The following is a 25058-nucleotide window of genomic DNA, read 5'->3' on the forward strand; positions in this document are numbered from 1 at the left end:
ACTCCATTTTATGCTGCTAAGACTTGAATTGACTCAGTCTTTTTGAATAATTTCTCAGCTGCACTTTTGTCATTTTTAACCACTTCACCTGTATCGCTGATATACCCTAAAATAGCCATTTCCTTTAAAACAATAGAAAGATTAAACAGGGCTTGAAACTCTTCAATATGAACGATAGGAATAAGCCTAAAATCTAACTTAAGTGTAAATAAATGGTCGGAATTAGATTGCTGTTTAAAGCGCTGTGTCTGAATGCCATATTCAAAACGATCAAGCAACTTGCTATAGTTTTTAATTAATACATTAAAGTACTCAACAACAGTATCAATTGATGTAGCGACCACTTTTAGCTGCTTCTTGTGTGCTGTCATTTTGATGATTTCTTCATCAATGCGCTTTTCTTCTTCTTGAACTTGCAGCAATGATTGCTTTGCTGCTTTTCTTGAAAAAATCCCCAACGTTAATATATGTCCTGCAGCTGCAATAAAACTCATATTATTAAAGTCGATCAGGAATAATTCATTCTTATTACGTCCTCCGGTTTTCTTTTTAACTTCTAATATCCCATCATCAAAGAGCTCTTCAAATGGTTGCCCTTTGACTGTGACATTTGTGAGTCTGTTAGCCATAGTGGTAAAACGTTTAAATTGAATATTATAAATATCTGCTTTGAACGAATTAATAGTGCTCACTTTGTCTTTAATATCATCACTAATTTCTTTGACAGCTTTCTCGTACTCGAACTTTGCTTTATCATATTTTTCGGTTATTTCAGCATAAAGCTTTTCTGCTTTTTCAAAAGTTGTTTTACCAGTTACGGCTCCCCATGCTTTAGAGCACTTCTCTTTTACCGTTGTAACTATTTCAGATACCGTTTCAACCGTTTTGCGATAAACATTTTTTGCTGCGCTCCATAGTTTGCTTCCCCAGCCCATACATTACCCCTTATTCAATATGTTGTAACCTTCATTAACCAGATCTGTCATGGCTTCAACCCAGCGTTGAATTTTTCTGATTTCATAATTATCTATATCAAAGGCTAAACCAATTTTATCCATGTATTGTGCTTCTGCATCACATACTTCACCATCGGCTAATAAAATACCAAAAAGCTCAATGAGTAGAATGCGCTTATTACGTGTTTCTGATTTAGCTAAAACTTTTATTACTGAATCTATTCTTTCTTGCTTTTCAAGAGAGTACTTTGGCAATTCACATTCATAAACAAATGACTGAAATATTTCTTTTTCCTCCTCTTTTAATTCACCGTTTAACCCCATTGCGTAGTAGGCTAATTCTAGAAAATTCTTTTTCTCACCAATTGATAATTCACTTAGATACATTGTCGGCTCCAGATTTAGTATACTTTTTCTATTTTTTTAGGGGTTTTGGTTGTAGTGCTATAAATGTATTCATTGCGTTTATTTATCTCGCCAGCTTTGTCATATTCATATTCAAAGGTAATTTCTCCCTTATCATTAAATTCAACGCCTTTTGAAATTTTTCCTTCTTTATCGAAAAGCATTCGATATTTCAATACATCACCGGCTAAAGTGTCACTACTCCGTTTAATCCCTTTTTCATAATTAAAGCGAGTAATTTGTCCTGTATTTTTGTCTGTCATCTGTACAACTTTGCAGTCACCTAAATACTTTTCAAAGTCAGAAGTATCGATCTTTAAGTTTTTTTGTTTAGCTATGTTGCTAGTAATTTCACTTAAATTCTCTACTCTGATAGTTTGAATCAAACTAGATAATTGCTCAAAAGCAGATGTCCTTTCTTGTTTAGTTTTAAATGATTGAGCTTTTAATTCTTTATCTAACTCTCTGCTTAGCGAACCGACTTTGTTTGATAAGTGCTCGTATATTTCACTGGCTTGTTTCTGAGTTGATACACTATTATCTTTTTGTCCTTGGTTTAGTGCCGTAAAATATTTAGCTGAGCTAGTTTCAATAACTTCTAAATTAGAAGTAAGCAGTAGTTTTATTTCTTTGCTTAGTGCTTTGTTTTCATTGCGTAGGTTGCTTTGCTCGTCAGAAAAATGGCTTATAGAAGTTGAAATGTGTTGAGTTGCGTCAACTAAAAATTGTTTATAAGATTCGAAATCATTTGCACTTCTTTCAGTCAGATCTATAAACTGTTTCTTATAATTGAAAAGAGTTTCGTTAAAGTTATCTATAATTAATTTTTGTAAATCTGTGTTAGCTTTTAAGCTTTCAGTTTGCTTATTAATAACGTCATCAATGCGCAAATTAGTTGATGCAGATAGGTCATTTAGCGCTTTTAATAAGCTATTATAGTCTTTCGAGCTTTTCTCAGAAATACTTGTGTTCATCTGTTTAGTTTTGTTTAAAAGTATCCCCAGCAATATGAGCAAGATTAAACCTTGCGCCACAGTTGCAATAAATACATACATCAAATTAATTTCCATATAAGCCTCTGTTTTTTAAAATTATGATTGATTTAAGTAGTTTTGGTATCTACACGTAGCTTGTCATTCAAACTTAATGGTGAAATAACTACGACGTGGGGTAACCAATATTTAATAGTTGGTAGAATCTGTTTTTCGTGTGCGACCATGGAGGTTATAACCAGGCTACTATCATCACATGTTTTTGTTATTTCTTGCTCTGGTAGCAATTGGCGTCGAGTAAAGTAACCTGCAACGTTGGCACTAATTTTTAGAATAACTTCAAATTTAGTTTCACTAAAAAATACTCCTTCATCTTCCTCTATTGCAGAGAGTATATTTTGCTGCAGAGTAAATGATTCACGTTGCTCTAAAATGTGATTGACTTCAGATAGATGAAATGTTTTTAAGGTATTGTTATCTAGCGCAGCTAAGTACCAAACCCCCTTGTTGTTAACTAATCGATATGGGTGAATGCTCGTGTATTGTTTGTCTTTATAGCTAAAGCTAATACACTTTTTGTGCTCAATGATTATTTCAAGTTTATTTAGATTGGATTCAACTTTATGCTTTGGCTCATGACAGTGGCCTTTAATAATAAATGGGTTATTAATCGCTTTAGATAAAATTGAACAAATGAAGCTGGTATCTAAGCTTGGATAAAGCGCTTCAATACCTGATATAACTGCGAAGTGACGTAGAACCTTTGGTGAAAGTCTACCTAGCGCTGAAGGGGATAAGCTGTATTGTCCTTTACTTTCAAGCATAGGCAATAAACTCAGGCGCTCATTTAAGTCGCATTGGAGCGTACGAATGCTTTCATTAAACTCTTTTGCAAGTGAAGTAATGCTAATCGTTTTTGCATCGTTTAATTTGGTCATAATACTTGCGAGTCGCTCTGCAAGCTTAACTTCTGTGGAAGAATTCAAATCACTACATCCTTGTAATTTATAAATTTCAAAGTACATCATTCGTGCAAGGTTTTAAAGACCTGATTAGAATAATTTTAAAATAAGTCGTTATCGTGCTGCTAAGCTAATGATTAAATTAAAGCTAGGAAGCTGCCAAGTACCTCACATTTATATAAATGCGGCGATAAAGAGCACCTTGAAATCCCAGTCTACTTGATAGGCAGTTTGATGTTGTTGGGCCAGATAGCGTGTGGTGCGGTGATGTTACGTATAGTGTGATCGGAGTTCAGCATTAGCATGGAGTGCTTAAATGAACCACGAGTCTATTTGAAATTCATAAACGAAATGGCAAGAGCTAGCTTGTTTATGGCGCTGTCAGGTTGTGCAGGTGGCTGAGTCTGAGCGGCAGTGACTTATTGTATGCTAATAAGGTGATGTAACTCGCTGACAACGGGGAGTGAGGTGAATTCGTTAAGCCAATATGCTCCTCAAGGCTGAGAAGTGGACGGATGAAGAACATGAGTCTATTAATCCGCATCTATGGGCTGAAATGTCGCCATTGCCTACACGAATTATGAGGCAATATGGCGCAGTAAACAGTTACAAGTATGGATGTTGTTACCAAGTTGTTAGGCTAAATGTAGGGGGGTAATAAGGGAGCTAGTGCATTATTATAACTCTGCACTTGCACGCCATCGTGTTTACATGGGGAATGACGAAAAGAACAAATGAGCATATGGCAGTAAGGTGGATGCTTATAAAGTGTTTGAAAAGATGTTATGTAGGGCGATCCTCTAAAGGGGGGGGGATGAACTTTTAAAAGCAGCCAGGGAAATACCCTCTCCGTAGGAAAGTCGCTTGTTTCTACACAAAAAAGTAGCCTAGATCGTATGAGTATGCCGCTCTGCTGAATTTAGTATTTATACATACTTTAAATTATTTTAAACACAATTTAAGCCCGGCCACGCAGTGCAGAAATACAGCTTGCGAGGATCACAAATCCTAAAGACATTTTAAACGCCAATGAAACGGTACTCATTAATGCGGGGCTATTTTGCGCTGAAAAAGTACTGTCTCCAAGGTAATACTGCACAATTAAGTTGATTAAGCTCATACCAAATAAATTACCAATCGTGCGTGACAAATTCATTGAAGAAGATGCGACACCTAGCTCGCTTTTATCTACTGCGCCCATAATGGCATTGTTATTTGGGGTCGAAAATAAGCCAAAGCCAATGCCCAATAATAGCAGTGAGCCGCTAATATAGGTTGTACTTGAACTAACCGACAGCTGTGATAGTAGAAAAAAGCCAATCATAACAATGATACAGCCTAATGTGGCAAGTAAGCGTGGTTGTATTTTATCGGCAAATTTACCTGCCAGTGGCGCCATGATAGCCATTGAAACGGCTTGGAGTAATACTATTTTCCCAGCATGTGCGGGGCTTAATCCTTTAATGTATTGCAAGTATAAACTTAACAAAAAGGCCAGTGAAAAGTTACTGGCATACATTAAAAATGACGTAGACAGTGAGAGGCTAAATACACGGCTTTCTAAAAACATTTGTACCCTAATGAGTGGCCGCCGGCTGCGACTTTGATGAACAATAAATAACATCAAAAAGGTGATTGAAAGTAATGTTAAAAGCCAGCCTGACATACGTGGTAAATCACTTAACCCTAATACTAAGCACAGTGCGAAAAGCGAGAAGATAACGGTGCCCCACCAGTCAAACGGTGATTTTTTATCGTTTTTCCACTCACCCTGTAAAAACAATTTAATGGTAATGAGCAGCATAAGTACCAGTGGGATCTGCGAGTAAAACACGGCGCGCCATCCCCACATTTCAGTAAGCCAACCACCCATTGCCGGGGCTGCGCTGAGCCCTATATACACACATGCCGCAGAGGTGCCCAGTGCCATCCCTCGTTTATTATCAGGTGTGACAGAGGTTATGATGGCAACGCCGATACCAAAAATCATGGCGCCTGCGGCTCCTTGTATAAAGCGCCAAAAAAGCACCCACTCAATCGATGTTGCCAGCGCACACATAAGCGAGGCCAGCGCATTTAAGGCTAAACCAGAAGCATATACGCGTTTGCGGCCATAGTTGTCTGCTATTTTTCCGCACGGTAGCATAAACATGACGCTACTGAGTAAATACAAGGTGGGCATCCACGCGATCATTTTCGCGCTCGCATTTAAATCTTCAGCGAGATTTGGGATCGCTATGTTAACGCCTGCCATGCCAAGTGGCCCTATGATAGAGCCGCTACAAACGATAATAAGTGCAATGGTAGTCGAGGGAAGTTTAAACAAGAAGAGTCCTTTTATTTACTAGTCTTAAAAATGATACGTGTAGATATTTGCTTGTAAAGGCTTTGATGTCGTTGAGAGCGAAGCAATGACTTTAGGTCAGTATAATTGCGTGATTCCCCCAAACAGGTGATTATTTACCAGGTTGGCATACTTGCATCTGGCTCAGAGTATCATTCCAGAGAAAGCGACAGCGCTTATATGTGCTACGCATTATGACTAAAAAAGGGAGGAAGATCTTTATGATTTGAAAATTAAAATGTTCAATATTAAATGCTGTTTAATAAAAGTTTTCATTGTGGATAATTGAACGAAATGGCAGCTTTACACACTGTGTACTAAGACTTCATTTACCTATGGTTAATTTTTATTATTTAGCGATTTCCACGAATGTTTTTTCTCCTAAAATTTCGCGATATTTATTTGCGAGCGCATTTTTCGCATCATCATCGCCATGCACTATTTTTATATGGTTGGGCTTTTTACGCATGCCGGTTACAAATTTTATTAACCCATTTTGATCTGCGTGGGCGCTGTAGCCGCTTATAGTGTGTACTTTGGCGTTTATGATAATGCGAGTGTCGTTTACAAATACATAGCCGTTACGAGGGCCATAGGTTTGTATATCATGCCCTAATGTGCCGCGTCCTTGATAGCCTACAAACAGTATGTCGGTGGTTTTGTCACTTAAAAAACGCGCTAGGTAATTTACAATGCGCCCGCCGGTGCACATGCCGCTGGCGGCTAAAATAATGGCGGGGGTTTGGCGAGTGGCTAAGTAGTTAATAATGGCCACATGCTCTTTATGAGTGTCGATTGTGGTTAGGTTTTTAAAGTCGAGCGGGTGGCGGCCTTTGGCAACTTTGCGTTTGGCTTCAGCGTCCCATAAATGTTTAAAATTTCTGTACTGCTCAGTAAAATTTGCCGCCATGGGGGAGTCTAGTATTACGTGTATGCTGTGCCATGGTGAGTTTTTAGGTGCGCTGTGAATTAACTGCTCTAGTTCGTAAAGTAGCTCTTGGGTGCGACCTATACTAAACGCGGGCACGAGTACTACGCCGTTATCGGCAACCGCACCTTCGATTACTTTTTTTAATGTTTGAGTACGCTCTTTACGCCCTTGATGGTTTTTATCGCCATAGGTCGATTCAATGACTAGAGTGTCGGCTTTATACGGCGGCTTAGGTGTGGGTAATAGGGGAGTATAGGGCGCGCCTAGATCGCCAGAAAACACCACGCGATGCGTACTTTTACCTTGTGTGTTGTTAGAAGTGGTTTTAGTGCTTTTGTTCTCAAGAATGTCAATTTCAACATAGGCTGAACCTAAAATGTGCCCGGCTCGCTGAAACCGTGCTTTGGCTGTTTGGGTATTTTCAGCATTACTAACGCTTGGATTGATAGGTAAGTTAAACCAGGTTTTAAAATCAACCGCAACAATGCGCCTAGCTAATAAGCTTAAACAGGCTGCAATTATTTTAGGATCGCGTGTTACCCCTACTTTTAATGCATCTTCTATTACCAGTGGTAATAAACTGGCCGACGCTTTAGTGGTGTAAATAGGCCCTTTAAATCCCGCAGCCAATAAATACGGTATGCGCCCCACATGATCAATATGGCAATGAGTAACAATTAATGCCGTAACATTAGTTATATCAAACCCAATAGCTAAATCAGTTTTTGAATCCTCCCCCTGAAATAGTCCACAATCAATGAGTATTGATGTGCTGTTATTTATCACTAGTTCATGGCACGAACCGGTAACGCCATTAACAGCCCCATGATGCAGTATTTTCATTGTTCGTCCTTGTATGCTTAAAAAGGGCGGTGATCTACTTTTAGCCGTAACTTTCAATTAAAGATGAAAGCAGCTTTTAAGTGTTTTAACGTATTGTTTGTAACAGCTTAGTTTTAATTAGTTTAAATGCAAGGGTAGGTAATGGGTTGCGATTAGTTTTCAGTTAGAAATAAAAATAAGGGCAGAGTGTGTTGCTAGTGTGTTTTTTGCACTTTTCAATTTGCCTATAATTTAGCCTTAACTATACTTTTAGCTGATATAGAATATTTTAAATATTAGGGATGAATATGAAGGTAACAGTTGTAGGTACTGGTTATGTTGGTTTGTCGAACGCCATGTTACTAGCCCAGCATAACGAGGTTATAGCACTTGATATAGATGAGCAAAAAATAGCCCTTTTAAATAATAAGCAATCGCCGATAGTCGATTTTCATATAAGTGAATATTTACAACGAGATGATATAAATTTTACTGCAACAACTAATAAAAGCATGGCGTACTGCAACGCTGACTTTATTATTATAGCGACCCCTACCGATTACGATACCCACACTCATAATTTTAATACCAGCTCTGTTGAGGCCGTGATAAACGACGCTTTGGCTTATAATCCTCACGCGGTAATAATTGTTAAATCGACAGTGCCAGTGCGTTTTACGCAGCGGATGAAAGCGCAGCTGGGCGTAGACAATATTATATTTTCTCCTGAATTTTTACGTGAAGGTAAGGCGCTTTACGATAACCTACACCCATCACGCATTGTGGTTGGTGAGCAAAGTGAGCGTGCTGCTGTATTTGCTAATTTACTTAAGCAAGGGGCGATTAAACAAGATATAGCAGTGTTGTTTACTGAGTCGACCGAAGCTGAAGCCATTAAATTATTTTCAAATACCTATCTTGCAATGCGGGTCGCATATTTTAACGAACTTGATACGTATGCCGAAGCGCATGGATTAAATAGTAAACAAATTATACAAGGGGTTGGACTTGACCCTCGCATTGGTAATCATTATAACAATCCATCGTTTGGCTATGGTGGCTATTGTTTGCCAAAAGATACCAAGCAGTTATTAGCAAATTATAAAGACATACCCAACAATATGATTTGCGCTATTGTTGATGCCAATACCACACGTAAAAATTTTATAGCGGATTCAATTATTAAACGAAATCCTAAAGTCGTTGGAATTTACAGGCTCGTTATGAAAACGGGATCTGATAACTTTAGAGCGTCTGCTATTCAAGGGATCATGAAGCGAATTGCAGCCAGTAATGTGCAAATGGTGGTGTATGAGCCAGAGCTTAAAGAAGATGTTTTTTATAACTCTCGCGTTATTAGAAACTTAAATGAATTTAAACAAATATCTGATGTAGTTGTTTCTAACCGTATGGTTGAAGAGTTGAGTGATATTACAGATAAAGTATACACACGCGATTTATTTGGTAGTGATTGAAAGTAAATAGCAGATAGCAGGTAGCAAGTGGTCAGGCAGAAATAAGAGTTGAAAGAGCCAGCTAAAGGTTCAAGGGCAGTGGTCAGGTTTTAGTCATAAATAAAGAGCAGAGTAGTGTTTGATAGTGTGACTTTATAACATTTGATTACTACGATTTTAAACAAAAACACCGCGTTTAAATAAACGCGGTGTTTTTTTGAAGTCTGATTGCTGACCTCTAGTATCTGCTTACATTATACTTTTTGAAAAGCGTCTTGTAGTGGTGGTACTACTTGCTTTTTACGGCTCAGTACGCCGTCTAGCCATACTTTTCCGTCTGCTGGTTTTTCACCATAAGCTTGCTCTACTAGGTTTGCGTCGTCTGATGCAATTAGCATTTCTGAGCCTTCTTTCATGATGTCGGTAAGCAGTAAAAATACTGAGTGGCGGTTACCTTCAGTTTTAAGCTTGGCGATATCGGTCGCTAAATCAGCTTTAATATCGTCAAATACTGCAAGGTCGATCACTTCTAGCTGGCCTATACCTACTAGGTTGCCGTTCATGTTAAAGTCTTTAAAGTCGCGCATAACCAGGTCGCGTATAGGCGTGTCGGCAACTGCCGATTTAACGCGAAACATCTCCATGCCGAGCTCTTTAGGATCGTCAATACCAGCTATTTCTGCTAGCGCTTCAACACATTTAATATCAGCGGTAGTGCACGTTGGCGATTTAAAAATAACGGTGTCGCTTAAAATAGCACACATCATAATACCGGCGATGTTTTTAGGGATTTCTACATTGTAAAAATCGTACATCATTTTAATTATGGTGTTTGAACAACCTACAGGGCGGATCCAGCACTCTAGTGGTGCTGATGAGGTTAGGTCGCCAAGCTTATGGTGATCTACCACGCCGACTATGCGAGCTTGGTCTATATCATCGGGTGCTTGGGTTTTTTCTGTGTGGTCAACAATATACACATCTTCGCCGGCGTAGCTAAGCTTTAGCTCTGGCGCTTCGAAACCAAATTTATCAAGAATAAACTGAGTTTCTGGTGAAACTTCACCAAGACGCGTTGGAATGGCTGGTTCATTAATTTGGTTTTTTAAATAAGCGAGTGCAATTGCGCCGCATATTGAATCTGAATCTGGGATTTTATGGCCTACTACATACATTGACATTGATGAAACTCCTAAAAATTTGCGCGTATTCTAACAAAGTATAGTGGATTTAACATATAGACAGTGTAATTAAGTTTTGGTTACACTTTAAACTATTGAGCTAATTAGGAACATCGAGCATGCAATTAAGCCGTAAAGGTTGGAACAACGTTATTATTTTTTCGATGTTGATTATGATCTTCTTTTTAAATGGTTGGCACAAAGATATTGGTGGTAGTAATAACGAGCCGGTACTGCAACCAGTGTTACCAATACAAAGTTTTGTATTAACGTTGAGTTTTGTTGATCAAAAAATTGAACGTATAGGCACAAGCTGGCGTACAACCGCATTACAAACCGATGTGCCGCTTACTTGGCAAGGTACGGAGCAGCAGCTAGGCGAACTGGTTAACTTATGGCAAAGTGCTCAGCTTATGTCGGTTCATGAGTCAGTTGTGTTTAATCCTAATGCACCACTCTCGGTAGCTACCCTTGAACTGGCGGGCGAACCATTACCTTGGGTGTATTTACTTTACAAGGGCGATGGCCAGTATTATTTACTCGAAAAAAATAGTCAGCGTGTATTTGCGCTTGATTTAGCCGTAGTTAAACAGTTGTTTCCTAGCTCAACCCCGAGCGAACAATAATCTTTATAATAAAGTGAGTGTATAAATGCCTGAATTACCAGAGGTAGAAGTAAGCCGCATGGGCATAACCCCGCATGTTTTAAACCAAGTTGTTACTAAGGTAAATATTCATAATGGCAGCATGCGTTGGCCGGTACCTGACGATGTATATCAGTTAACGGGTTTAACCGTAACGGGCGTTGAGCGCCGTGCAAAGTATTTGTTATTGCATTGTGAGTTAGGCGCTACTATTTTGCATTTAGGTATGTCGGGAAATTTACGCGTAGTAAGTGCTAACGAGCCACTTAAAAAACACGATCATATAGAATTTATTTTTGCTAACGGTAAAGCGCTGCGCTTAAACGATCCGCGCCGCTTTGGTTGTTGCCTATGGCAAGCGCCGGGCTCAGTTCATAAGTTACTGGCAAAGCTTGGGCCTGAGCCGCTTACGGACGAATTTTTTGCGAAACAGGTATATCAGCAATCACGCAATAAAAAAGTGCCGGTAAAACAATTTATAATGAATAACGCTATTGTCGTAGGGGTCGGTAATATTTACGCTAACGAATCATTATTTAAAGCAGGAATAGACCCTCGCCGCGAAGCCGGTAAAGTATCACTGAAAAGTTTTGAAGCGCTTATCCCTATAATTAAAGACACGCTAGCCGCAGCAATAACCCAAGGTGGCACCACCTTAAAAGATTTTGCCCAAAGCGATGGGAAACCGGGTTACTTTGCTCAGCAACTTTTAGTGTACGGTCGCAAAGGGCAACCTTGCTTGGTGTGTAAAAGCGAATTACAAGAAGTTAGGTTAGGGCAAAGAAGTACTGTGTTTTGTGGGAAGTGTCAGAAGTGAAGGGCAGGTTATAGGTATCAGGTGTCAGGTGTCAGGTAGAGATAAAAACAAGGTTTCAGGGGGGAGGTGTTAGTTTTAAATATTTGTATTTTGTTAATTAAAAACTAAGCTAATTTAATCAAAGTATCTGTACAAGGGTGTCAGAATGATGAATTTTGAAAACTTAGATGTTTGGAAACGCTCTACCCGTTTAAGTGCAGATATTTATAAAAACCCAACATTGAAAAAAGACTTTGGCTTTAGGGAGCAATTAACGCGATCAGGCTTATCTGTCCCTAGTAATATAGCAGAAGGAATGACGCGAGATAGTGATAAAGAAAAAGTTCGCTTTTTAGATATTGCGCGTTCTTCGTTAGCTGAAGCTCGAACACAAATTTATATTGCCATAGATATAAATTATATAGAATCGGATGTTGGTCGGGCTTGGTTAAACGAAACCTTTGAGTTATCAAAAATGCTGACAAGCTTGATATCTAAAATTAAAACTCGAATTTGAAGATGACAAAAGTGGCTTTAGTTTAGAGAGAGCTAAAGCCAAGCTCTGAGTTTAAGTTAGATGCGCGCGAGCAATTTACTACTGCGTTTATTTAATTCAAAAACGTGGAATAAGTACACACTTATCAGAGTGGTATTTTTATCATTTTGCTGACACCTGACACCTGACACCTGACACCTGACTTTAAAGCTCAAACGGAGCTACGCCTACGGCTTTCATTGTGTAGCCTACTTGGGCTATTTCGCCTGACCATGTTTGGGTGCTAATTACACCAGTCACTACTATGGCGTCGTATAGGCTGTCGATGGGGACTCCGCCTTTAATGGTTACATGTACTATTTGATTTGGCGGCGGCGGCGGTACGTGTATGCAGGCGCCAAAATAAGGAACCAGTAAAAATTCGGTAATTACTTCACTGTCGCCTTCAAGTGGTACTACAAAGCCCGGTAGGCTTACCGATTTACCATCAAGTGCTTTTACTACAGGTGCGTTTAGATCTGGTTGAACCCAGTTTTGTTCACTGCCTTCGTGGTTAGCTTGCGCTTGGGTGTTTATTTGCATATGACCTTGTGGAATTAGGTCTTCCCAAAAAATTTCTTTGGGTGGATTTGCACTACTAACAAAGCTGGTTAGCATTAAGCTTACCAAGGCGATGTATTGAAAAATTGTTTTTAAAAACGTCATGATTGTCCTAGTTATATTTTTATACTCATGCCATCGCTGAGCGAGTAAAAGTAAGCGCGAGTTGCGGGAATTAAACCAATAATAAATCCTGCAATCATAATAACGCCTATAAGTGTGAGTTCATAGTAAGAGAGCATGGCAATATTAATGCTAATACCAGCGTGACTTTGTAAGTAACCTGCGCCAAAAAACATCAGCGCATAAAATAATACACACCCAACTATGCAGCCGAGTAAAGTGGTAAGCAGTGACTCTATGCTAATGAGCGTAAATAGCTGCCATGGCCGAGCGCCTACTGAGCGTAATATGGCAAGCTCTCTGCGGCGCTGATTAAGATTAGCTAGGAGCGTGGTTAACATGCCAAGCAAGCTAATAATGACTACCACAACAGAAAATAGCAGCAGTATTTTTTCAACAATAGCGAGCATTTCCCATAACTCTTTTAGCGTTACTGTGGGCATAATACCCAGCAGTGCTTCTTTTTTATATTGGTTTATATTGCGCCTAATTTGCAGCGTGTAAAGTGGTGAGTTAAAGCCCATTAAAAACGCAGTAATTTGTTTTGGGTGGCCAACTAAGTTGCTATGTTCCTCGTGCTCATGTTCGTCATGCTCTGCACTATGGCCACCATGGATTAAATCGATAGCGGCCAGCGGTATATGCAGCGTTTTATCTACTGGTGTGCCGGTGGCATTTAAAATACCGACCACTTTAAACGGGTTGTCATCATGATGATGAAAACTAGTGCTGCCCATACCATGAGATATAACAATGCTGTCGCCCAGTTTATAGTTTAATTTACTCGCTACCTCACTCCCCAGCACGACTTGGTTAATCGTGTTAAATGCGTGGCCTTGCTTAAAGCTCAGTGGCTGCTTTTTGCCAAACCGATAATAATTAAAGTAATCAAGGGTGGTGCCTAATACTGCTTGGCCTTTGTGGCTGTCGCCAAGGCTTATTGGAATGCTCCACTTTACGCCGCGTTGTCCGGTTATGTATTCATAACTTTGCCAACTCACACCATTGTTAGTGTGGCCTATTCGAAATACGGACGAGAGCAGCAATTGAATATCGCCAGTGCGCGCACCGACAATTAAATCGGTGCCCGAAATAGTATTACTAAAACTGCTTTTTGCGTCTATGCGTACCCGTTCAATGCTTAGCAGTAACATGACGCTAATGGCGATGGTAAGTAAGGTTAACAGCACGCTACTACGACGGTTTAATAGGCTTTTATAGGCGAGTTTAATTAAGATCATGATGCTGCCTGCAAATTAACTAAATCGATGCTGCGATTAAAAAGTGGTTGCAAACTTTCGTCGTGGCTAACAAATACTAAAGTACTGTTGGCGTGCTTAGCTTGCTCAAACAGCAGTTTTATAAAGCTTTGGCGGTTGTTGGTGTCGAGCGCCGATGTGGGCTCGTCGGCAATAATTAACTCTGGGCTGCCAATAAATGCACGCGCGGCAGCCACACGTTGTTGCTGGCCAATGCTTAATTTACCCACATCTTGATGATGTAAATGTTGCGCTAACCCTAAGGCATTAAGCAATCTTGCGGACTCTGCGGTTAAGCAGTGTGATTGCTGCAGCGCCCGTTGTTGGCGCTGCTTTGAAAACTGGCAACCCAAGCTTACGTTTTCCAGCGGCGTTAAATAGGGGAGCAAATTAAAATTTTGAAAAATATAACCAATATGATCCGCTCTAAATACATCGCGCTGAGTATTACTTAGGCTGTTTAAGTTTTTATTTAAAATACTTACTTCACCGCTGGTGGCGGTATTAATACCCGCTAATAATGCCAGTAAGGTCGACTTACCACAGCCACTTGGTCCATGTAAAAACACATGCTCGCCTTGCTTAATGTTCAGCTGGTTAATATTAAGCGTGGGGCTAACTGCATTTTTATGCCATTTAAATAACAGCTTAGAAAGTGTGATCATAACAACTTAATAGTTAAACATTTATAGTTGTGATGTTAAGCGATAATAAAAGGGAAAGGAAGGAGGGGCGCGTTCAGTGGTTATATTTCAGCGGCCAGCTTAATATTAGCCAAGCATTGAGCTAATCAAACCCTTTACGCATGGCTTAAAATATAAGCATTCATATAATGGGTATGAAAGAGAGTAAATGAAAAGCAATACAGTGATATTAATAAACCCAATAGCTAAGGAATCATTTGCATTTGAGAATCGAAGTATATTAACTTAATACAAATAATTGGACACTATGATGTCTTTTTTCTTTTTTTTTAGTTTTTTTTGGGTATGGTGGTGTCTAATTGTGTTTTTAGGGCTACAGTTATCAATTATTTATTATTAAGTGAAGGCGATGTGCAACTTGCTTTTGCAGCACATTTACAAGCGCTTCGAAAAAAAGCTAAATTGTCTCGAGAAGCTTTAGCTAAGAAAAGTACCGTACCGGCTTCTACAATAAAAAAATTTGAAGTTACGGGACTCATTTCATTTAGGCAGCTATTACTTTTGTGGCAATCATTAGACGACTTAACTCGTTTATATGATTTAACAAAAGATCTTCCTCAAAGTAAAGATGCACCAACGTCTATAGAGCAGGTTTTGAAAAATGGTCTTTAAACCAATAAATAAACTAGAAGTTAAACGTACGCTATCTGATTCCACAGAATTACTTGTTGGTGTGCTTGCTCAAAATCGGCAGGGTGTTTATTTTCAATTTGATCAAAACTACTTAGATCAATATAGCAACCTTTCACCATTTTCATTGTCCTTTAATAGGGATGTGCAATTAGCACCTAAAAGCCCACACAATGGGCTTCATGGAGTTTTTTCTGATTGTTTGCCTGATGGTTGGGGATCATTACTTCAGGACCGTGTTTTTAGACAAAATAATATAATGCCAAACTTCGTTACTGCAATGGACCGATTATCGTTTGTTGGCCATTCTGCTATGGGGGCATTATCTTTTACACCAGAGGCTAATTATAATATTCCAAGTGAAGAGGAGCCAGGTCTAGCTGAATTAGGCCAACAAGCTCAAGCCATTTTTGATGGGCAAACAGAAACAGTACTTTCGGCATTGGTTGCAGCTGGTAGCTCTGGTGGTGCACGTCCTAAAGCTCAAGTATATTTTCCTGAACATAATATAGAAGAATGTAGAACTCAGCCTAAAATTGGTGATGATGCATGGCTGATAAAATTTACATCCAAAAATTTGTCTTTAGGCCATGAAGAAGGATTGTGCGAAGCTGTGTATTTGGAGTTAGCAGATAAAGCTAAATTAAGCCCACCTGAAAGACTTTTGGTAAATGCACCTGAAGGCACTGGAGCAAAACAATGGCTGGCATTAAAGCGATTTGATAGATTTAAATTACCAAGCAATAAAATGGGCCGTAAACAGATGCACAGCGCATGTGGTTTATTGGATGCTGACTTTCGTGCACCCACATTAGATTATGAAGATTTAATTAAAGCTAGTCGTGTTTTATGCAAGTCTCCTGCTGCTGGGCAGTTACAGTTTCGCCGAGCTATATTCAATTTGTTTAGTTGTAATCAAGATGATCATTCAAAAAACTGGGCATTTCTTCAAGAAGACTCTGGCGAGTGGAACCTAGCTCCTTTTTACGATGTTACTTTTAGTCCTCATCCGTTTAATGAGCATGCAACTTCGTTTGCAGGATATGGGAAAAACCCTCCAATAAAAGCAATTCAAAAGTTAGCCTCTGCGGCTGGGTATGCAAATTGGAAACAAGTTCAGATTATAATCTCTGAAATTGCAGACATTGTTTTTAGCTTTAAAGACACAGCTAAAACATTTGAGGTAAATAAACAGACTATTCAATTGATTGAACAACAACTTGATAATACTTACCGCATAAATAAACAGTTATGCGGGAGTCTTTAATAATCCTTAAACCTAAATAGTAAATCACTAGCTAAAACCGGCTCATTAGCCAAAGCGATTGAGCTTTTTATGACTCTGGATTATTATGTGTGGCTTATAACCCCAATCCCATACTTTGCTCTTTGAGCATGCCTAACCCCGGAGATAGCATGACTAGCTATAAAGTTTTAGACGTAAACGATGATTTACCTATTCGTACCAAAGGTGACGTACACAGTGGTAAAGTACGCTCGGTTTATTGGCTAACCGACGCAGACAGCAAACGTTTAATTAGCGAAAAGGGCTATAAAGTACCAGCCGATACTGAGCTGGCAATTATGGTTATTTCCGACAGAATTTCAGCTTTTGATTGTATTTGGCAAGGCGAAAATGGCTTAAATGGCGTGCCAGGTAAAGGCATAGCGTTAAACTCGGTGGCTGCGCATTGGTTTAAGTTATTTGATGAAGCAGGACTTGCGGGTAATCACATTGTTGATATTCCGCATCCGTATGTTTGGATTGTACGCAAAGCCAGTACGGTAAAAGTAGAAGCCATTGCCCGCCAATATATTACAGGCAGCATGTGGCGCGACTACGCTAAAGGTGTACGAGACTTTTGTGGTATTAATTTACCAGAAGGTTTAACAGCTAATCAAAAGCTCGATAAAGTATTAATTACTCCCTCTACCAAAGGCATTATTACTGGTGTGGCAGATATTCCCCCAGTTGATGATGTAAATATAACGCGTAGCAATATTACTAATAACCTAAGCGTATTTAACTTTAGAACGGCAGATGATGTAGCCCAATACGAAAAGTTATTAGTGGAAGGTTTTGAGCTAATAAGTGGCGAGCTGGCTAAGCTTGGGCAAATATTTGTAGATACCAAATTTGAATTTGGCTATGTAGAAGATATAAATGGCGCAGAGCAGCTTATTTATATTGATGAAGTAGGCACGCCTGATTCATCGCGTATTTGGGATGAAGCATCTTATAAAGATGGCAAGATTGTTGAAAACTCAAAGGAAGGTTTTCGTCAGCTGTTAATTAATAACGTGCCAGAGAGCGACGTACTACTTAATAAAGACCGCATGGATGAGCGTGAGCAGCTAGCTAAAAATTACATTTTACCTGAGTCAGTAATGCTTGAAGTGTCAAATACCTACGTGGGCATTGCCAGTAAAATAGTGGGCAAAGAGATTGTTATTCCTGCTGATCCGCGTCAAGAAGTAATTGCTATTTTAGATGCCGATTATGGATTAATTATAAAATAACACGACTAAAGTGCTAAAAAATGAATGCTAAAATGTTTATTTTTAGTGACTGAACTATATTTCTTGCAATTGGTGCTCGTCTCTAATTAACTGAACTTAAAATTAATATTTGAGTATGGTTATGTTTGAACGAGCATTGCAAGTTTTTGCAAAAAAACGTTATTTATTCGCTTTAAGTGTGCTTTTTAGTCACGCTGCTATTAGCGCAAATATTGATTTAGTAATAAAAGATCAACACGGTATGGTGTTACCTAATGCCGTTGTTGAAATAGGCCAAGCAAACACTGCTTTTAAGCCTACAAATCCAAGTGTTAAAAAGCTCCCCGTTGCGGTAATGGATCAGGTAAATAAGCAGTTTTTACCTGAGCTACTTATTGTGCAGCAAGGGCAATTAGTTAACTTTCCTAATAGCGATAATATTCGCCATAACGTGTATTCGTTTTCAAGCGCTAAATCTTTTCAATTAAAACTCTACTCAGGGCAACCCAAAGAGCCAATTATTTTTGACACTCAAGGTGTTGTGGTACTAGGCTGTAATATTCATGATTCTATGGTGGGTTATATCTATGTGGCTAAGAGTGAGCAAGTTTATAAAACCGATAAAAACGGAGTTGTAAGTTTGCCTGTTACTACGCAGCCTTTGCAAATAAGTATTTGGCATGCGTTGCAAACTGCGCCTTTAGAAAATAAAAAAATGATGAATATAGAGCCACAAGCTATTTTACCTATAACCATAAATACTTCCTCGCCAGCACCACGTAACACCTTTGGCAGTCAGTTTAAGGGCGGTAATGACTAACAATTTGCGAAACCGTATAACCATTTTATGTGTAGGCTTGGTGTTATTAACCACTGTGGTTAGTTTGCTGAGCTTTTGGTGGTCTACAAGTAAGTTTCAAGAAGAAAAAGTCAATCAAGACATAAGCGTGGCACAAAATGTTTATAAACAATATTTAAACTCGAAAGAAAACCTACTATTAACTGCCGCTAAAGTACTCACCTCCGATTTTGGCTTTAAACAAGCGGTTGCCACGCGTGACGCTGCTACTATAAGCAGTGTTTTATACAATCATAGCCAGCGTATAAATGCCGATTTAATGCTGCTGTTAGATTTGTCGGGGCAGTTAATATCAACCAATGATGATGAGGACAACTTTACCGATAATCTGCAGCCTTTAATGAGTGAGTTATTAACTACCGCGGAGCGCTCTAGTTTTGTGGTATTAAATGGCCAGCTGTATCAGGTTATTTTACTGCCAGTTAAAACCCCGCGCACCATAGCTTACAGTTTAGTGGGTTTTAAAATAACCAGTGATGTAGCTTCAGAGCTTAAAAGCCTAACAGGTATGGAAGTAAGCTTTATAGCGAGCGCAGATAGCTTAGTAAAAACCTCATTGGTAGCCCCTCCAGCAAACTTGCAACCAGTTAATTATTTTAATAGCAAAACGACGTCGCGCTTTTTTGGTGATTATTTAGTGTATAAAAATCGTGAAATTGAGCTGCCTGCACTGCAAGCACACCCGGTAATAATTTTACTCAGTGCCGATTTAACCCAAAGCTATCGCGATTTTGAACAGCTATTTATTACGCTTATGATACTTGCCATACTTACTTTAATTGTTGGGGTAGTAACCAGTAGTTTATTAGCAAATAATTTAACTACACCACTGTCGCAATTGGCCGTGGTGGCTAAGCAATTTGCAAAGGGTAATTATAATTTTGAATTTAAAGGCAGCAAACAAAGCTGTGAAATAACTACCCTTATGGATGCTTTTCATCACATGGGGAGTGATATAAATAAGCGTGAACAGCAAATTAGCTATCAGGCTCGCCATGATACGCTAACTGGCTTTTATAACCGCTCGGCTATGCTAGAAATGCTAGCCAAACAATTAAATAAAAGCACAGAACACACGCTAGTTGCTATCGATATTAAAGGCTTGCGGCATATAAACGATAAGTTAGGGCCACGTATTGGCGATGATTGTTTAAAGGCGGTGGCAAAGCGTATTAGTGAATTCTCAGATGAGTTGGGTGGCTTTCATGCGCGTATTGGTGGCGATGAGTTTTTAACCGTGTTTCCGGCGGGGGCAGTGAGCGAATTTAAACGCGGTATTATTGCTTTAATGGCGCAGCTCCAAGCGGGTTACACCATTCAAAACTTAAAAATAAACTTACGCTTTAGTGTGGGTGTGGTGCAATATCCGCTACACGGTGAACAAGCTGAGGATCTAATTCGCCGAGTACTTATAGCGGTAGATAGCGCAACTAGTCATCATCAAAATATTCATTACTATCAACAAGGCGAAGACGAAGCGCATTTAGAGCGCTTAGTTATGCTTGATGAACTTAAGCAAGCTATAAGCGATGATGACGGCCAGTTATTTATGACCTATCAGCCAAAACTAAATATGAAAATACAAAAGGTTGATAAGGTAGAGTCTTTAATTCGCTGGCAGCGTAAAGATGGTAGTTGGGTGTCGCCTGAGGTGTTTATTGATTTAGCCGAACAGTCGGGATTAATTGTTGAGCTCACTGCCTGGGTGGTTAATACCGTTATTGCACAAGTTGCCGCTTGGCAGCAAAAAGGCATACATTTACAAGCGGCTATCAATGTATCGGCACAAGATATTGCGTTTGCGGGGTTTCATTCGTCATTAGTACGTACTTTAAAAAAGCATAAGGTTAACCCTGCGTTGATCACCATTGAGCTCACCGAGCGCGATATGATCGAAAATGAAGAAAAAGGCATAATTGCCCTCGAAAACTTAAAAGCTATTGGGGTAAAAATATCGCTTGATGATTATGGCGTAGGGCAAACATCGTTAGGGCGTTTAAAAATGCTGCCAATTGATGAGCTTAAATTAGATAAGTGCTTTATTTTAAAGCTTGATGAGTCGCAAAAAGATCAATTTATTGTGCAGTCGAGTATTACTTTAGGGCATCAATTAGGGTTTTCGGTAGTTGCCGAAGGAGTAGAAACTGTAGGAACCTTAACATTACTTAAGCAGATGCAATGCGATCACGCACAAGGTTATTATTTAAGTCGACCATTAAAAGCTGAGCTATTAGAGCAGTGGTTAGAGGAATACGATGGCGTACATTAAGTGTTTTATGGCGGGGGTATTACTCACAGCCAGTTTTATTGCTGCTGCGAGTAGCGGTAAATTATTAGCTACTCCTGGGGTGTCTCAAGTTGAGGGCGCTGGTGGAGGTGGCCTTGTTCCGTGGGCGCAACTTGCTGGGTATGCCAGTGAGGATGAGGTTTCGGTTAATGGTTTTTGTAGCCGTGCAGATGTAACCGACTATACGTTAGATGTATGTGGCGCACAGCTTAATTTGTTTAATCGCGTTGAGCTTAGCTATGCGCAGCAAGAGTTTGATGTACCCGCGCTGAGTACGCAAATAGAGCAGTCGATAACTGGTGCTAAAGTTCGTTTATATGGCGACATTGTTTACAGTAATTGGCCACAAGTAAGTTTAGGTATGCAGCATAAGTCGTTAGACGATGGCACGGTTGCAAAGCTAGTGGGTGCAGAAAGCACCAGCGGCACCGACTTTTACTTAGCGGCAAGTAAATTACACTTAGGTGCTATTGCAGGATACAACTGGTTTTGGAACGTGACCACCCGTTACAGCAAAGCCAACCAACTAGGGTTACTGGGTTATGGCGGCAATAATGCCAGCAATAAATTGTTATTTGAGGCAAGCACAGCGATATTTTTAAGCCGTGAAGTCGCGTTAGGTGTTGAGTATCGTCAAAAAACAAATAACCTAGGATTAGGCGAGCAAGATTGGAAAGATGTGTTTGTAGCTTGGATGCCAAATAAACATATAAGCGTAACCGCCGCCTACTTAGATTTAGGCAGTATAGCTGGAACAAGCGATCAAACCGGTTGGTACTTATCGGTGACAGGATATTGGTAATGAGAATTTTTATACTATTTTTATTGGCTACAAGTGTATTAGCTGGCTGTAGCAGCAAGCCTAAACAGAGTTTGTATCAGCAAATAAATGGTAATGCCGGCATAGAAAAACTAGTGGATAGCTTTATTTATCAAATTGGTAATGACAGGCAAGTGTTTCACTATTTTGAGCACAGTAACATTACTCATTTTCGCCAAGGCTTTATAAGCCACTTATGCGCGCTAACAAACGGCCCGTGTGAGTATAAAGGCGACTCTATGGTTGCTATTCATACCGGCATGAATATTAATGAAAAAGATTTTAATCATGTAGTCGATCTGCTAATTAATGCGATGGATGAGCAAAATATTCCCCATCCAGTACAAAATAAAATAATATCGAAAATGGCACCACTGCGCAGTGAAATAATAAAGATTTAAGAGCTGTAAAGTGGCAGCGCTCAGCTGTTCACTTTTAAAAAATCAGCCAAACCTTGAGATAGATAAATGAAAAATATAATTACCAATGAGCAGCTTTATACGCAATTAAATGATCCTGCATTAATATTATTTGACGCGGGTATGCTGCGCCCGGGTTTAACTGGTAACTACGTTGCTAAAGCTGTGCTGCCCAACGCGCAGCGCTTTGATATTAAAAATGAACTAGCAGATCGTTCTAACCCGTTACCTAATACTTTGTGTAGCGAAACGCAATTTACTCAAGTAATGCAAAAGACAGGCGTTAACCACGATTCGTACATTGTTATTTATGAGGATGAGGGTTTGTTTAGCGCAGCTAGGGCATGGTGGATGCTAAAATCTATGGGCTTTGATAATGTAAAAGTGCTCAGTGGCGGTTTAGCTAAGTGGCTTGAACTCGGGCTTCCGGTTGAATCAAACTATACACAAGCATCATTAAAAGGCGATTTTATTGCTCAATACCGGCCTGATTACTTTATTGATAAAAAACAGGTGCTAAGTGCTACTAAGGATGCCAATACTGTCATTTTAGATGCGCGTGCTTATGAGCGATTTACTGGCAAAAGTAGTGAGCCAAGAGCGGGTATGCGCAGCGGTCATATTATTAACAGTTATTCGCTACCTTTAACTAGTCTATTAGAAAATGGTGAAGCAAAATCACTCGACTTTATACAGGCAAAGTTTAGTGAATTAGTCGGTAATGCAACACACTTACAATTTAGCTGTGGCTCTGGCGTTACTGCCTGTGCGCTTGCGCTGTTTGCCGATGAATGCGGCTATAGTAATTTAAGTGTGTACGATGGCTCGTGGAGTGAATGGGGCGCTGATAACTCACTGCCTATTGCTGTGGGTGGCTAATTTAACTATAAGGGCAATTTTTACAACCATTTTTGCAGCAAGTACCACGTTTTAAAAAATACCACTTACTAAACACCATGTAATTGTTCTGCATGGTGTAATCTAACCCTTCAATTAAATTATCATTGCTTCTAAATTGTTTGGCGAAAGCTATTTGGGTTTTAATTGGCTGAGTATATATAGTTTCTAAATAGCGATTAATTTTAGCAAGAGTACATGATCGGCATAAGCAGCTAGTTGCTGTATCATCGAGTGGTAAAATAGCGGGTAACTTGTTGCACCAACATGCTGATATGTCAGTCACATTACATGTAAGAGCAGCATTACATTGGGTGCAGTTAATTTGGGTCATTATTTTACTTTTAAATCACGGTGAGCGCAGAATAACAATATTATGGATATACAAAAAGCATTAGCGCAGTTTATTACCTTCGGCTCAGAAAAAGACGAGGCTATTGCTGTCATTGTATCTGCGGCAGCAGCAAAACAGCCATTATTTACCCTAAGTACGTCAATCATGCTAAATGTGTTTGAGCGTTGTTTACATAATGAAATAGTACTTGATGACTTGGAACTGTGGGCAAATGTGATTGAGGCGCGAGATGATATTGATTGCGCTGAATGTGAGGGCGTTATTTATGCACTTAGTAACAGTGAGCAAATGGGCGAGCTTAATTATGAAAAGCTCGCCAAATTAGCCACGCTTTTACAAGAGTAAAAGCGTGGCTAATTTTTAGTCAAGTATTAAAGGTACGAGATCTCAGGTGTTGATAAAATACCGAACCGTATGCGGGAGTTTACCTCGCGCATTTTATAAATTTAACAAGCGCGGCATAAAGCCTCGCCTTGTATCTACGGTTAATTTAAACACCGCGCTGGCTTAATTCTCGCCTAAAATCTGATACCTAAAACCTTGTATTTCTATTTATTACTTATGATATCCCAAGCAGGTTTCTACTTCGTTTTTTGAGCCTAAAATTACAGCTACGCGCTGGTGAATGGCATTAGGCTGTATGTCCATAATACGCTCGGTGCCAGTTGACGCAATCCCGCCAGCTTGCTCTACTAGCATGGCCATAGGGTTTGCTTCGTAAAGCAGACGAAGCTTATTTGGCTGGCTTGGGTTTTTGGTATCGGTTGGGTAGGTAAATAACCCGCCACGGCTTAATACGCGGTGTACATCGCCTACCATTGCAGCAATCCAGCGCATATTAAAGTTTCGAGCGCGTGGGCCAGTGTCGCCAGCTACAAGGTCGTTAATGTAGTTTTGCATAGCAGGTTGCCAATGGCGTTGGTTTGACGCATTAATAGCATATTCGTTGGTATCTGCTGGTATTTTTGCAAAATCTTGAGTTAATAAAAAGGTGCCGTGAGTTTTATCTAGGGTGAAAAAGCGGGTGCCTTTACCTGTCGTTAGCGCCAATATAGTCGATGGACCATATAATACATAACCTGCCGCTACTTGATTAATACCCGGTTGCATAAAAATACTTTGGTCAGCAGGATCTGCGCCTTCAGGCGCTTTCATTACTGAAAAAATAGTACCTACTAACGAGTTTATGTCGGTGTTTGATGAGCCATCAAGTGGGTCAAACGCTACAATATATTCTGCATCAGGATTACCAGCAACTGTGTAGTCTTCTTCTTCAGAGGCGATGGCTTTTACGTAGCCCGATTCCAATAATATATCTTTAAGCAGTTGGTTGGTTAAAACATCAAGCTTCTTTTGAGTTTCGCCTTGAATATTCTCGTCAAGTGTTGAGCCTAATACACCCGATAATTCGCCTTGGCCAACACGAAATGAAATTTCTTTACATGCGGCTAAAATAGTTCTGATCAAAGAGATTAACTCTCTTGGGCAACCATCTTCAAGTAATACTGGAGGAAGTCTACGCATTCTATTTTCCTGATAACGTGATTAAACTAATCATAATGTGAGAGGGATTAGTTTGGAGCGCTGAAATTCGTCTTAAATAACTGTATTGTTTAAATTCCC

25 protein-coding genes and 1 pseudogene are annotated in these 25058 nt (G+C 39.6%); 14 read left to right on the forward strand and 12 right to left on the reverse strand.

The genetic code is table 11. The annotated features are described in order from the left end of the window. Window positions 1–8: 8 nt before the first annotated feature. From H5079_RS10790 to H5079_RS10805, 4 genes are read right to left on the reverse strand one after another with little or no spacing between them, the layout of a single operon-like run. Entirely contained in the window at window positions 9–935 is a 927-nt protein-coding gene (locus H5079_RS10790) for a DNA repair protein (RefSeq protein ID WP_182684080.1), read from the reverse strand. Between the two features lie 3 nt (window positions 936–938). Beyond that, a complete protein-coding gene (locus H5079_RS10795) occupies window positions 939–1343 on the reverse strand; it encodes a hypothetical protein (RefSeq protein WP_182684081.1) in 405 nt (134 codons plus the stop codon). Window positions 1344–1357: 14 nt separating this feature from the next. Next, window positions 1358–2431 carry a hypothetical protein gene (locus H5079_RS10800; protein WP_182684082.1) on the reverse strand — a complete coding sequence of 358 codons (1074 nt, stop codon included), beginning with the start codon at window positions 2429–2431 and terminating at the stop codon, window positions 1358–1360. Window positions 2432–2463: 32 nt separating this feature from the next. Then, window positions 2464–3339, reverse strand: a complete 876-nt coding sequence (locus H5079_RS10805) for a YafY family protein (RefSeq protein ID WP_182684083.1) — start codon at window positions 3337–3339, stop codon at window positions 2464–2466. A 76-nt stretch (window positions 3340–3415) separates the two neighbouring features. On the opposite strand from H5079_RS10805, the pseudogene H5079_RS18450 reads away from it, so the two are divergent. Beyond that, window positions 3416–3593 (forward strand): annotated as a pseudogene (locus H5079_RS18450) (IS3 family transposase); the annotation flags it as partial. Between the two features lie 680 nt (window positions 3594–4273). Here H5079_RS18450 and H5079_RS10810 read toward each other — a convergent pair. Together H5079_RS10810 and H5079_RS10815 are read right to left on the reverse strand one after the other, a co-directional pair. Next, on the reverse strand, window positions 4274–5641 hold the full coding sequence (locus H5079_RS10810) for an MFS transporter (protein WP_182684084.1): 1368 nt from the start codon (window positions 5639–5641) through the stop codon (window positions 4274–4276). 367 nt (window positions 5642–6008) lie between these two features. Then, on the reverse strand, window positions 6009–7376 hold the full coding sequence (locus H5079_RS10815; RefSeq protein WP_404936207.1) for an MBL fold metallo-hydrolase RNA specificity domain-containing protein: 1368 nt from the start codon (window positions 7374–7376) through the stop codon (window positions 6009–6011). A 344-nt stretch (window positions 7377–7720) separates the two neighbouring features. On the opposite strand from H5079_RS10815, the gene H5079_RS10820 reads away from it, so the two are divergent. Further along, the gene (locus H5079_RS10820) at window positions 7721–8887 is read left to right on the forward strand and encodes a nucleotide sugar dehydrogenase (protein WP_182679281.1); all 1167 of its coding nucleotides are present in this window, start codon (window positions 7721–7723) and stop codon (window positions 8885–8887) included. A gap of 233 nt (window positions 8888–9120) precedes the next feature. Here H5079_RS10820 and H5079_RS10825 read toward each other — a convergent pair whose 3' ends face one another. Continuing rightward, on the reverse strand, window positions 9121–10047 hold the full coding sequence (locus H5079_RS10825) for a manganese-dependent inorganic pyrophosphatase (protein WP_182684086.1): 927 nt from the start codon (window positions 10045–10047) through the stop codon (window positions 9121–9123). 119 nt (window positions 10048–10166) lie between these two features. Between H5079_RS10825 and H5079_RS10830 the strand changes: the two genes are divergently transcribed. From H5079_RS10830 to H5079_RS10840, 3 genes are all read left to right on the forward strand, one after another. Next, on the forward strand, window positions 10167–10673 hold the full coding sequence (locus H5079_RS10830) for a hypothetical protein (RefSeq protein ID WP_182684087.1): 507 nt from the start codon (window positions 10167–10169) through the stop codon (window positions 10671–10673). 25 nt (window positions 10674–10698) lie between these two features. After that, a complete protein-coding gene (mutM, locus tag H5079_RS10835; RefSeq protein WP_182684088.1) occupies window positions 10699–11508 on the forward strand; it encodes a bifunctional DNA-formamidopyrimidine glycosylase/DNA-(apurinic or apyrimidinic site) lyase in 810 nt (269 codons plus the stop codon). A gap of 148 nt (window positions 11509–11656) precedes the next feature. Then, entirely contained in the window at window positions 11657–12004 is a 348-nt protein-coding gene (locus H5079_RS10840; RefSeq protein WP_182684106.1) for a four helix bundle protein, read from the forward strand. A gap of 183 nt (window positions 12005–12187) precedes the next feature. Here the strand turns inward: H5079_RS10840 and H5079_RS10845 are convergent, their stop codons facing one another. Genes H5079_RS10845 through H5079_RS10855 form a run of 3 tightly spaced genes read right to left on the reverse strand, consistent with a single transcriptional unit; the run spans window position 12188 to window position 14630 of the window. Next, the gene (locus H5079_RS10845) at window positions 12188–12688 is read right to left on the reverse strand and encodes a DUF3299 domain-containing protein (RefSeq protein ID WP_086996534.1); all 501 of its coding nucleotides are present in this window, start codon (window positions 12686–12688) and stop codon (window positions 12188–12190) included. Between the two features lie 11 nt (window positions 12689–12699). Then, on the reverse strand, window positions 12700–13947 hold the full coding sequence (locus H5079_RS10850; RefSeq protein ID WP_179807851.1) for an ABC transporter permease: 1248 nt from the start codon (window positions 13945–13947) through the stop codon (window positions 12700–12702). Next, on the reverse strand, window positions 13944–14630 hold the full coding sequence (locus H5079_RS10855) for an ABC transporter ATP-binding protein (protein WP_182684089.1): 687 nt from the start codon (window positions 14628–14630) through the stop codon (window positions 13944–13946). The genes H5079_RS10850 and H5079_RS10855 overlap by 4 nt, the downstream gene beginning before the upstream one ends. Before the next feature lie 360 nt (window positions 14631–14990). Here H5079_RS10855 and H5079_RS10860 point away from each other — a divergent pair, with 360 nt between their 5' ends. From H5079_RS10860 to H5079_RS10895, 8 genes are all read left to right on the forward strand, one after another. Then, window positions 14991–15281: a helix-turn-helix transcriptional regulator gene (locus H5079_RS10860; RefSeq protein ID WP_041454642.1), complete on the forward strand. Its 291-nt coding sequence runs from the start codon at window positions 14991–14993 to the stop codon at window positions 15279–15281. Beyond that, on the forward strand, window positions 15271–16566 hold the full coding sequence (locus H5079_RS10865; protein ID WP_011327163.1) for a type II toxin-antitoxin system HipA family toxin: 1296 nt from the start codon (window positions 15271–15273) through the stop codon (window positions 16564–16566). Before H5079_RS10860 ends, H5079_RS10865 begins: the two co-directional genes overlap by 11 nt. 149 nt (window positions 16567–16715) lie before the next feature. Continuing rightward, entirely contained in the window at window positions 16716–17819 is a 1104-nt protein-coding gene (locus tag H5079_RS10870) for a phosphoribosylaminoimidazolesuccinocarboxamide synthase (protein ID WP_182684090.1), read from the forward strand. Window positions 17820–17940: 121 nt separating this feature from the next. Next, window positions 17941–18618 carry a methylamine utilization protein gene (locus tag H5079_RS10875; RefSeq protein WP_182679146.1) on the forward strand — a complete coding sequence of 226 codons (678 nt, stop codon included), beginning with the start codon at window positions 17941–17943 and terminating at the stop codon, window positions 18616–18618. Further along, window positions 18611–20926, forward strand: coding sequence for an EAL domain-containing protein (locus H5079_RS10880; RefSeq protein ID WP_182684091.1), 2316 nt, complete (start codon window positions 18611–18613; stop codon window positions 20924–20926). The genes H5079_RS10875 and H5079_RS10880 overlap by 8 nt, the downstream gene beginning before the upstream one ends. Then, window positions 20913–21746, forward strand: coding sequence for a DUF3034 family protein (locus tag H5079_RS10885; RefSeq protein WP_182684092.1), 834 nt, complete (start codon window positions 20913–20915; stop codon window positions 21744–21746). The genes H5079_RS10880 and H5079_RS10885 overlap by 14 nt, the downstream gene beginning before the upstream one ends. After that, on the forward strand, window positions 21746–22165 hold the full coding sequence (locus tag H5079_RS10890) for a group 1 truncated hemoglobin (protein WP_182684093.1): 420 nt from the start codon (window positions 21746–21748) through the stop codon (window positions 22163–22165). The genes H5079_RS10885 and H5079_RS10890 overlap by 1 nt, the downstream gene beginning before the upstream one ends. A gap of 66 nt (window positions 22166–22231) precedes the next feature. Beyond that, window positions 22232–23062, forward strand: a complete 831-nt coding sequence (locus tag H5079_RS10895; protein WP_182684094.1) for a sulfurtransferase — start codon at window positions 22232–22234, stop codon at window positions 23060–23062. Window position 23063: 1 nt separating this feature from the next. On the opposite strand, the gene H5079_RS10900 is transcribed toward H5079_RS10895, so the two are convergent. Next, window positions 23064–23414, reverse strand: a complete 351-nt coding sequence (locus H5079_RS10900; RefSeq protein WP_182684095.1) for a DUF5522 domain-containing protein — start codon at window positions 23412–23414, stop codon at window positions 23064–23066. A 42-nt stretch (window positions 23415–23456) separates the two neighbouring features. Here H5079_RS10900 and H5079_RS10905 point away from each other — a divergent pair, with 42 nt between their 5' ends. After that, window positions 23457–23780 carry a hypothetical protein gene (locus tag H5079_RS10905; RefSeq protein WP_182684096.1) on the forward strand — a complete coding sequence of 108 codons (324 nt, stop codon included), beginning with the start codon at window positions 23457–23459 and terminating at the stop codon, window positions 23778–23780. Window positions 23781–23990: 210 nt separating this feature from the next. Here H5079_RS10905 and H5079_RS10910 read toward each other — a convergent pair whose 3' ends face one another. Next, on the reverse strand, window positions 23991–24959 hold the full coding sequence (locus H5079_RS10910; protein WP_011327173.1) for a class 1 fructose-bisphosphatase: 969 nt from the start codon (window positions 24957–24959) through the stop codon (window positions 23991–23993). Window positions 24960–25058: the final 99 nt, after the last annotated feature.

Origin of the sequence: Pseudoalteromonas sp. SG44-5 (assembly GCF_014164175.1) — a bacterium.
Lineage (GTDB): Bacteria > Pseudomonadota > Gammaproteobacteria > Enterobacterales > Alteromonadaceae > Pseudoalteromonas > Pseudoalteromonas nigrifaciens.

Excerpts from the sequence above, each read along its gene's own strand:
- H5079_RS10865 (WP_011327163.1), top strand. The coding sequence starts at position 15,271 with ATGGTCTTTAAACCAATAAATAAACTAGAAGTTAAACGTACGCTATCT.
- H5079_RS10845 (WP_086996534.1), bottom strand. The coding sequence starts at position 12,688 with ATGACGTTTTTAAAAACAATTTTTCAATACATCGCCTTGGTAAGCTTA.
- H5079_RS10890 (WP_182684093.1), top strand. The coding sequence starts at position 21,746 with ATGAGAATTTTTATACTATTTTTATTGGCTACAAGTGTATTAGCTGGC.
- H5079_RS10790 (WP_182684080.1), bottom strand. The coding sequence starts at position 935 with ATGGGCTGGGGAAGCAAACTATGGAGCGCAGCAAAAAATGTTTATCGC.
- H5079_RS10825 (WP_182684086.1), bottom strand. The coding sequence starts at position 10,047 with ATGTCAATGTATGTAGTAGGCCATAAAATCCCAGATTCAGATTCAATA.
- H5079_RS10880 (WP_182684091.1), top strand. The coding sequence starts at position 18,611 with ATGACTAACAATTTGCGAAACCGTATAACCATTTTATGTGTAGGCTTG.
- mutM (WP_182684088.1), top strand. The coding sequence starts at position 10,699 with ATGCCTGAATTACCAGAGGTAGAAGTAAGCCGCATGGGCATAACCCCG.
- H5079_RS10910 (WP_011327173.1), bottom strand. The coding sequence starts at position 24,959 with ATGCGTAGACTTCCTCCAGTATTACTTGAAGATGGTTGCCCAAGAGAG.
- H5079_RS10855 (WP_182684089.1), bottom strand. The coding sequence starts at position 14,630 with ATGATCACACTTTCTAAGCTGTTATTTAAATGGCATAAAAATGCAGTT.
- H5079_RS10800 (WP_182684082.1), bottom strand. The coding sequence starts at position 2,431 with ATGGAAATTAATTTGATGTATGTATTTATTGCAACTGTGGCGCAAGGT.
- H5079_RS10830 (WP_182684087.1), top strand. The coding sequence starts at position 10,167 with ATGCAATTAAGCCGTAAAGGTTGGAACAACGTTATTATTTTTTCGATG.
- H5079_RS10870 (WP_182684090.1), top strand. The coding sequence starts at position 16,716 with ATGACTAGCTATAAAGTTTTAGACGTAAACGATGATTTACCTATTCGT.
- H5079_RS10900 (WP_182684095.1), bottom strand. The coding sequence starts at position 23,414 with ATGACCCAAATTAACTGCACCCAATGTAATGCTGCTCTTACATGTAAT.
- H5079_RS10895 (WP_182684094.1), top strand. The coding sequence starts at position 22,232 with ATGAAAAATATAATTACCAATGAGCAGCTTTATACGCAATTAAATGAT.
- H5079_RS10795 (WP_182684081.1), bottom strand. The coding sequence starts at position 1,343 with ATGTATCTAAGTGAATTATCAATTGGTGAGAAAAAGAATTTTCTAGAA.
- H5079_RS10820 (WP_182679281.1), top strand. The coding sequence starts at position 7,721 with ATGAAGGTAACAGTTGTAGGTACTGGTTATGTTGGTTTGTCGAACGCC.
- H5079_RS10850 (WP_179807851.1), bottom strand. The coding sequence starts at position 13,947 with ATGATCTTAATTAAACTCGCCTATAAAAGCCTATTAAACCGTCGTAGT.
- H5079_RS10840 (WP_182684106.1), top strand. The coding sequence starts at position 11,657 with ATGAATTTTGAAAACTTAGATGTTTGGAAACGCTCTACCCGTTTAAGT.
- H5079_RS10885 (WP_182684092.1), top strand. The coding sequence starts at position 20,913 with ATGGCGTACATTAAGTGTTTTATGGCGGGGGTATTACTCACAGCCAGT.
- H5079_RS10875 (WP_182679146.1), top strand. The coding sequence starts at position 17,941 with ATGTTTGAACGAGCATTGCAAGTTTTTGCAAAAAAACGTTATTTATTC.
- H5079_RS10905 (WP_182684096.1), top strand. The coding sequence starts at position 23,457 with ATGGATATACAAAAAGCATTAGCGCAGTTTATTACCTTCGGCTCAGAA.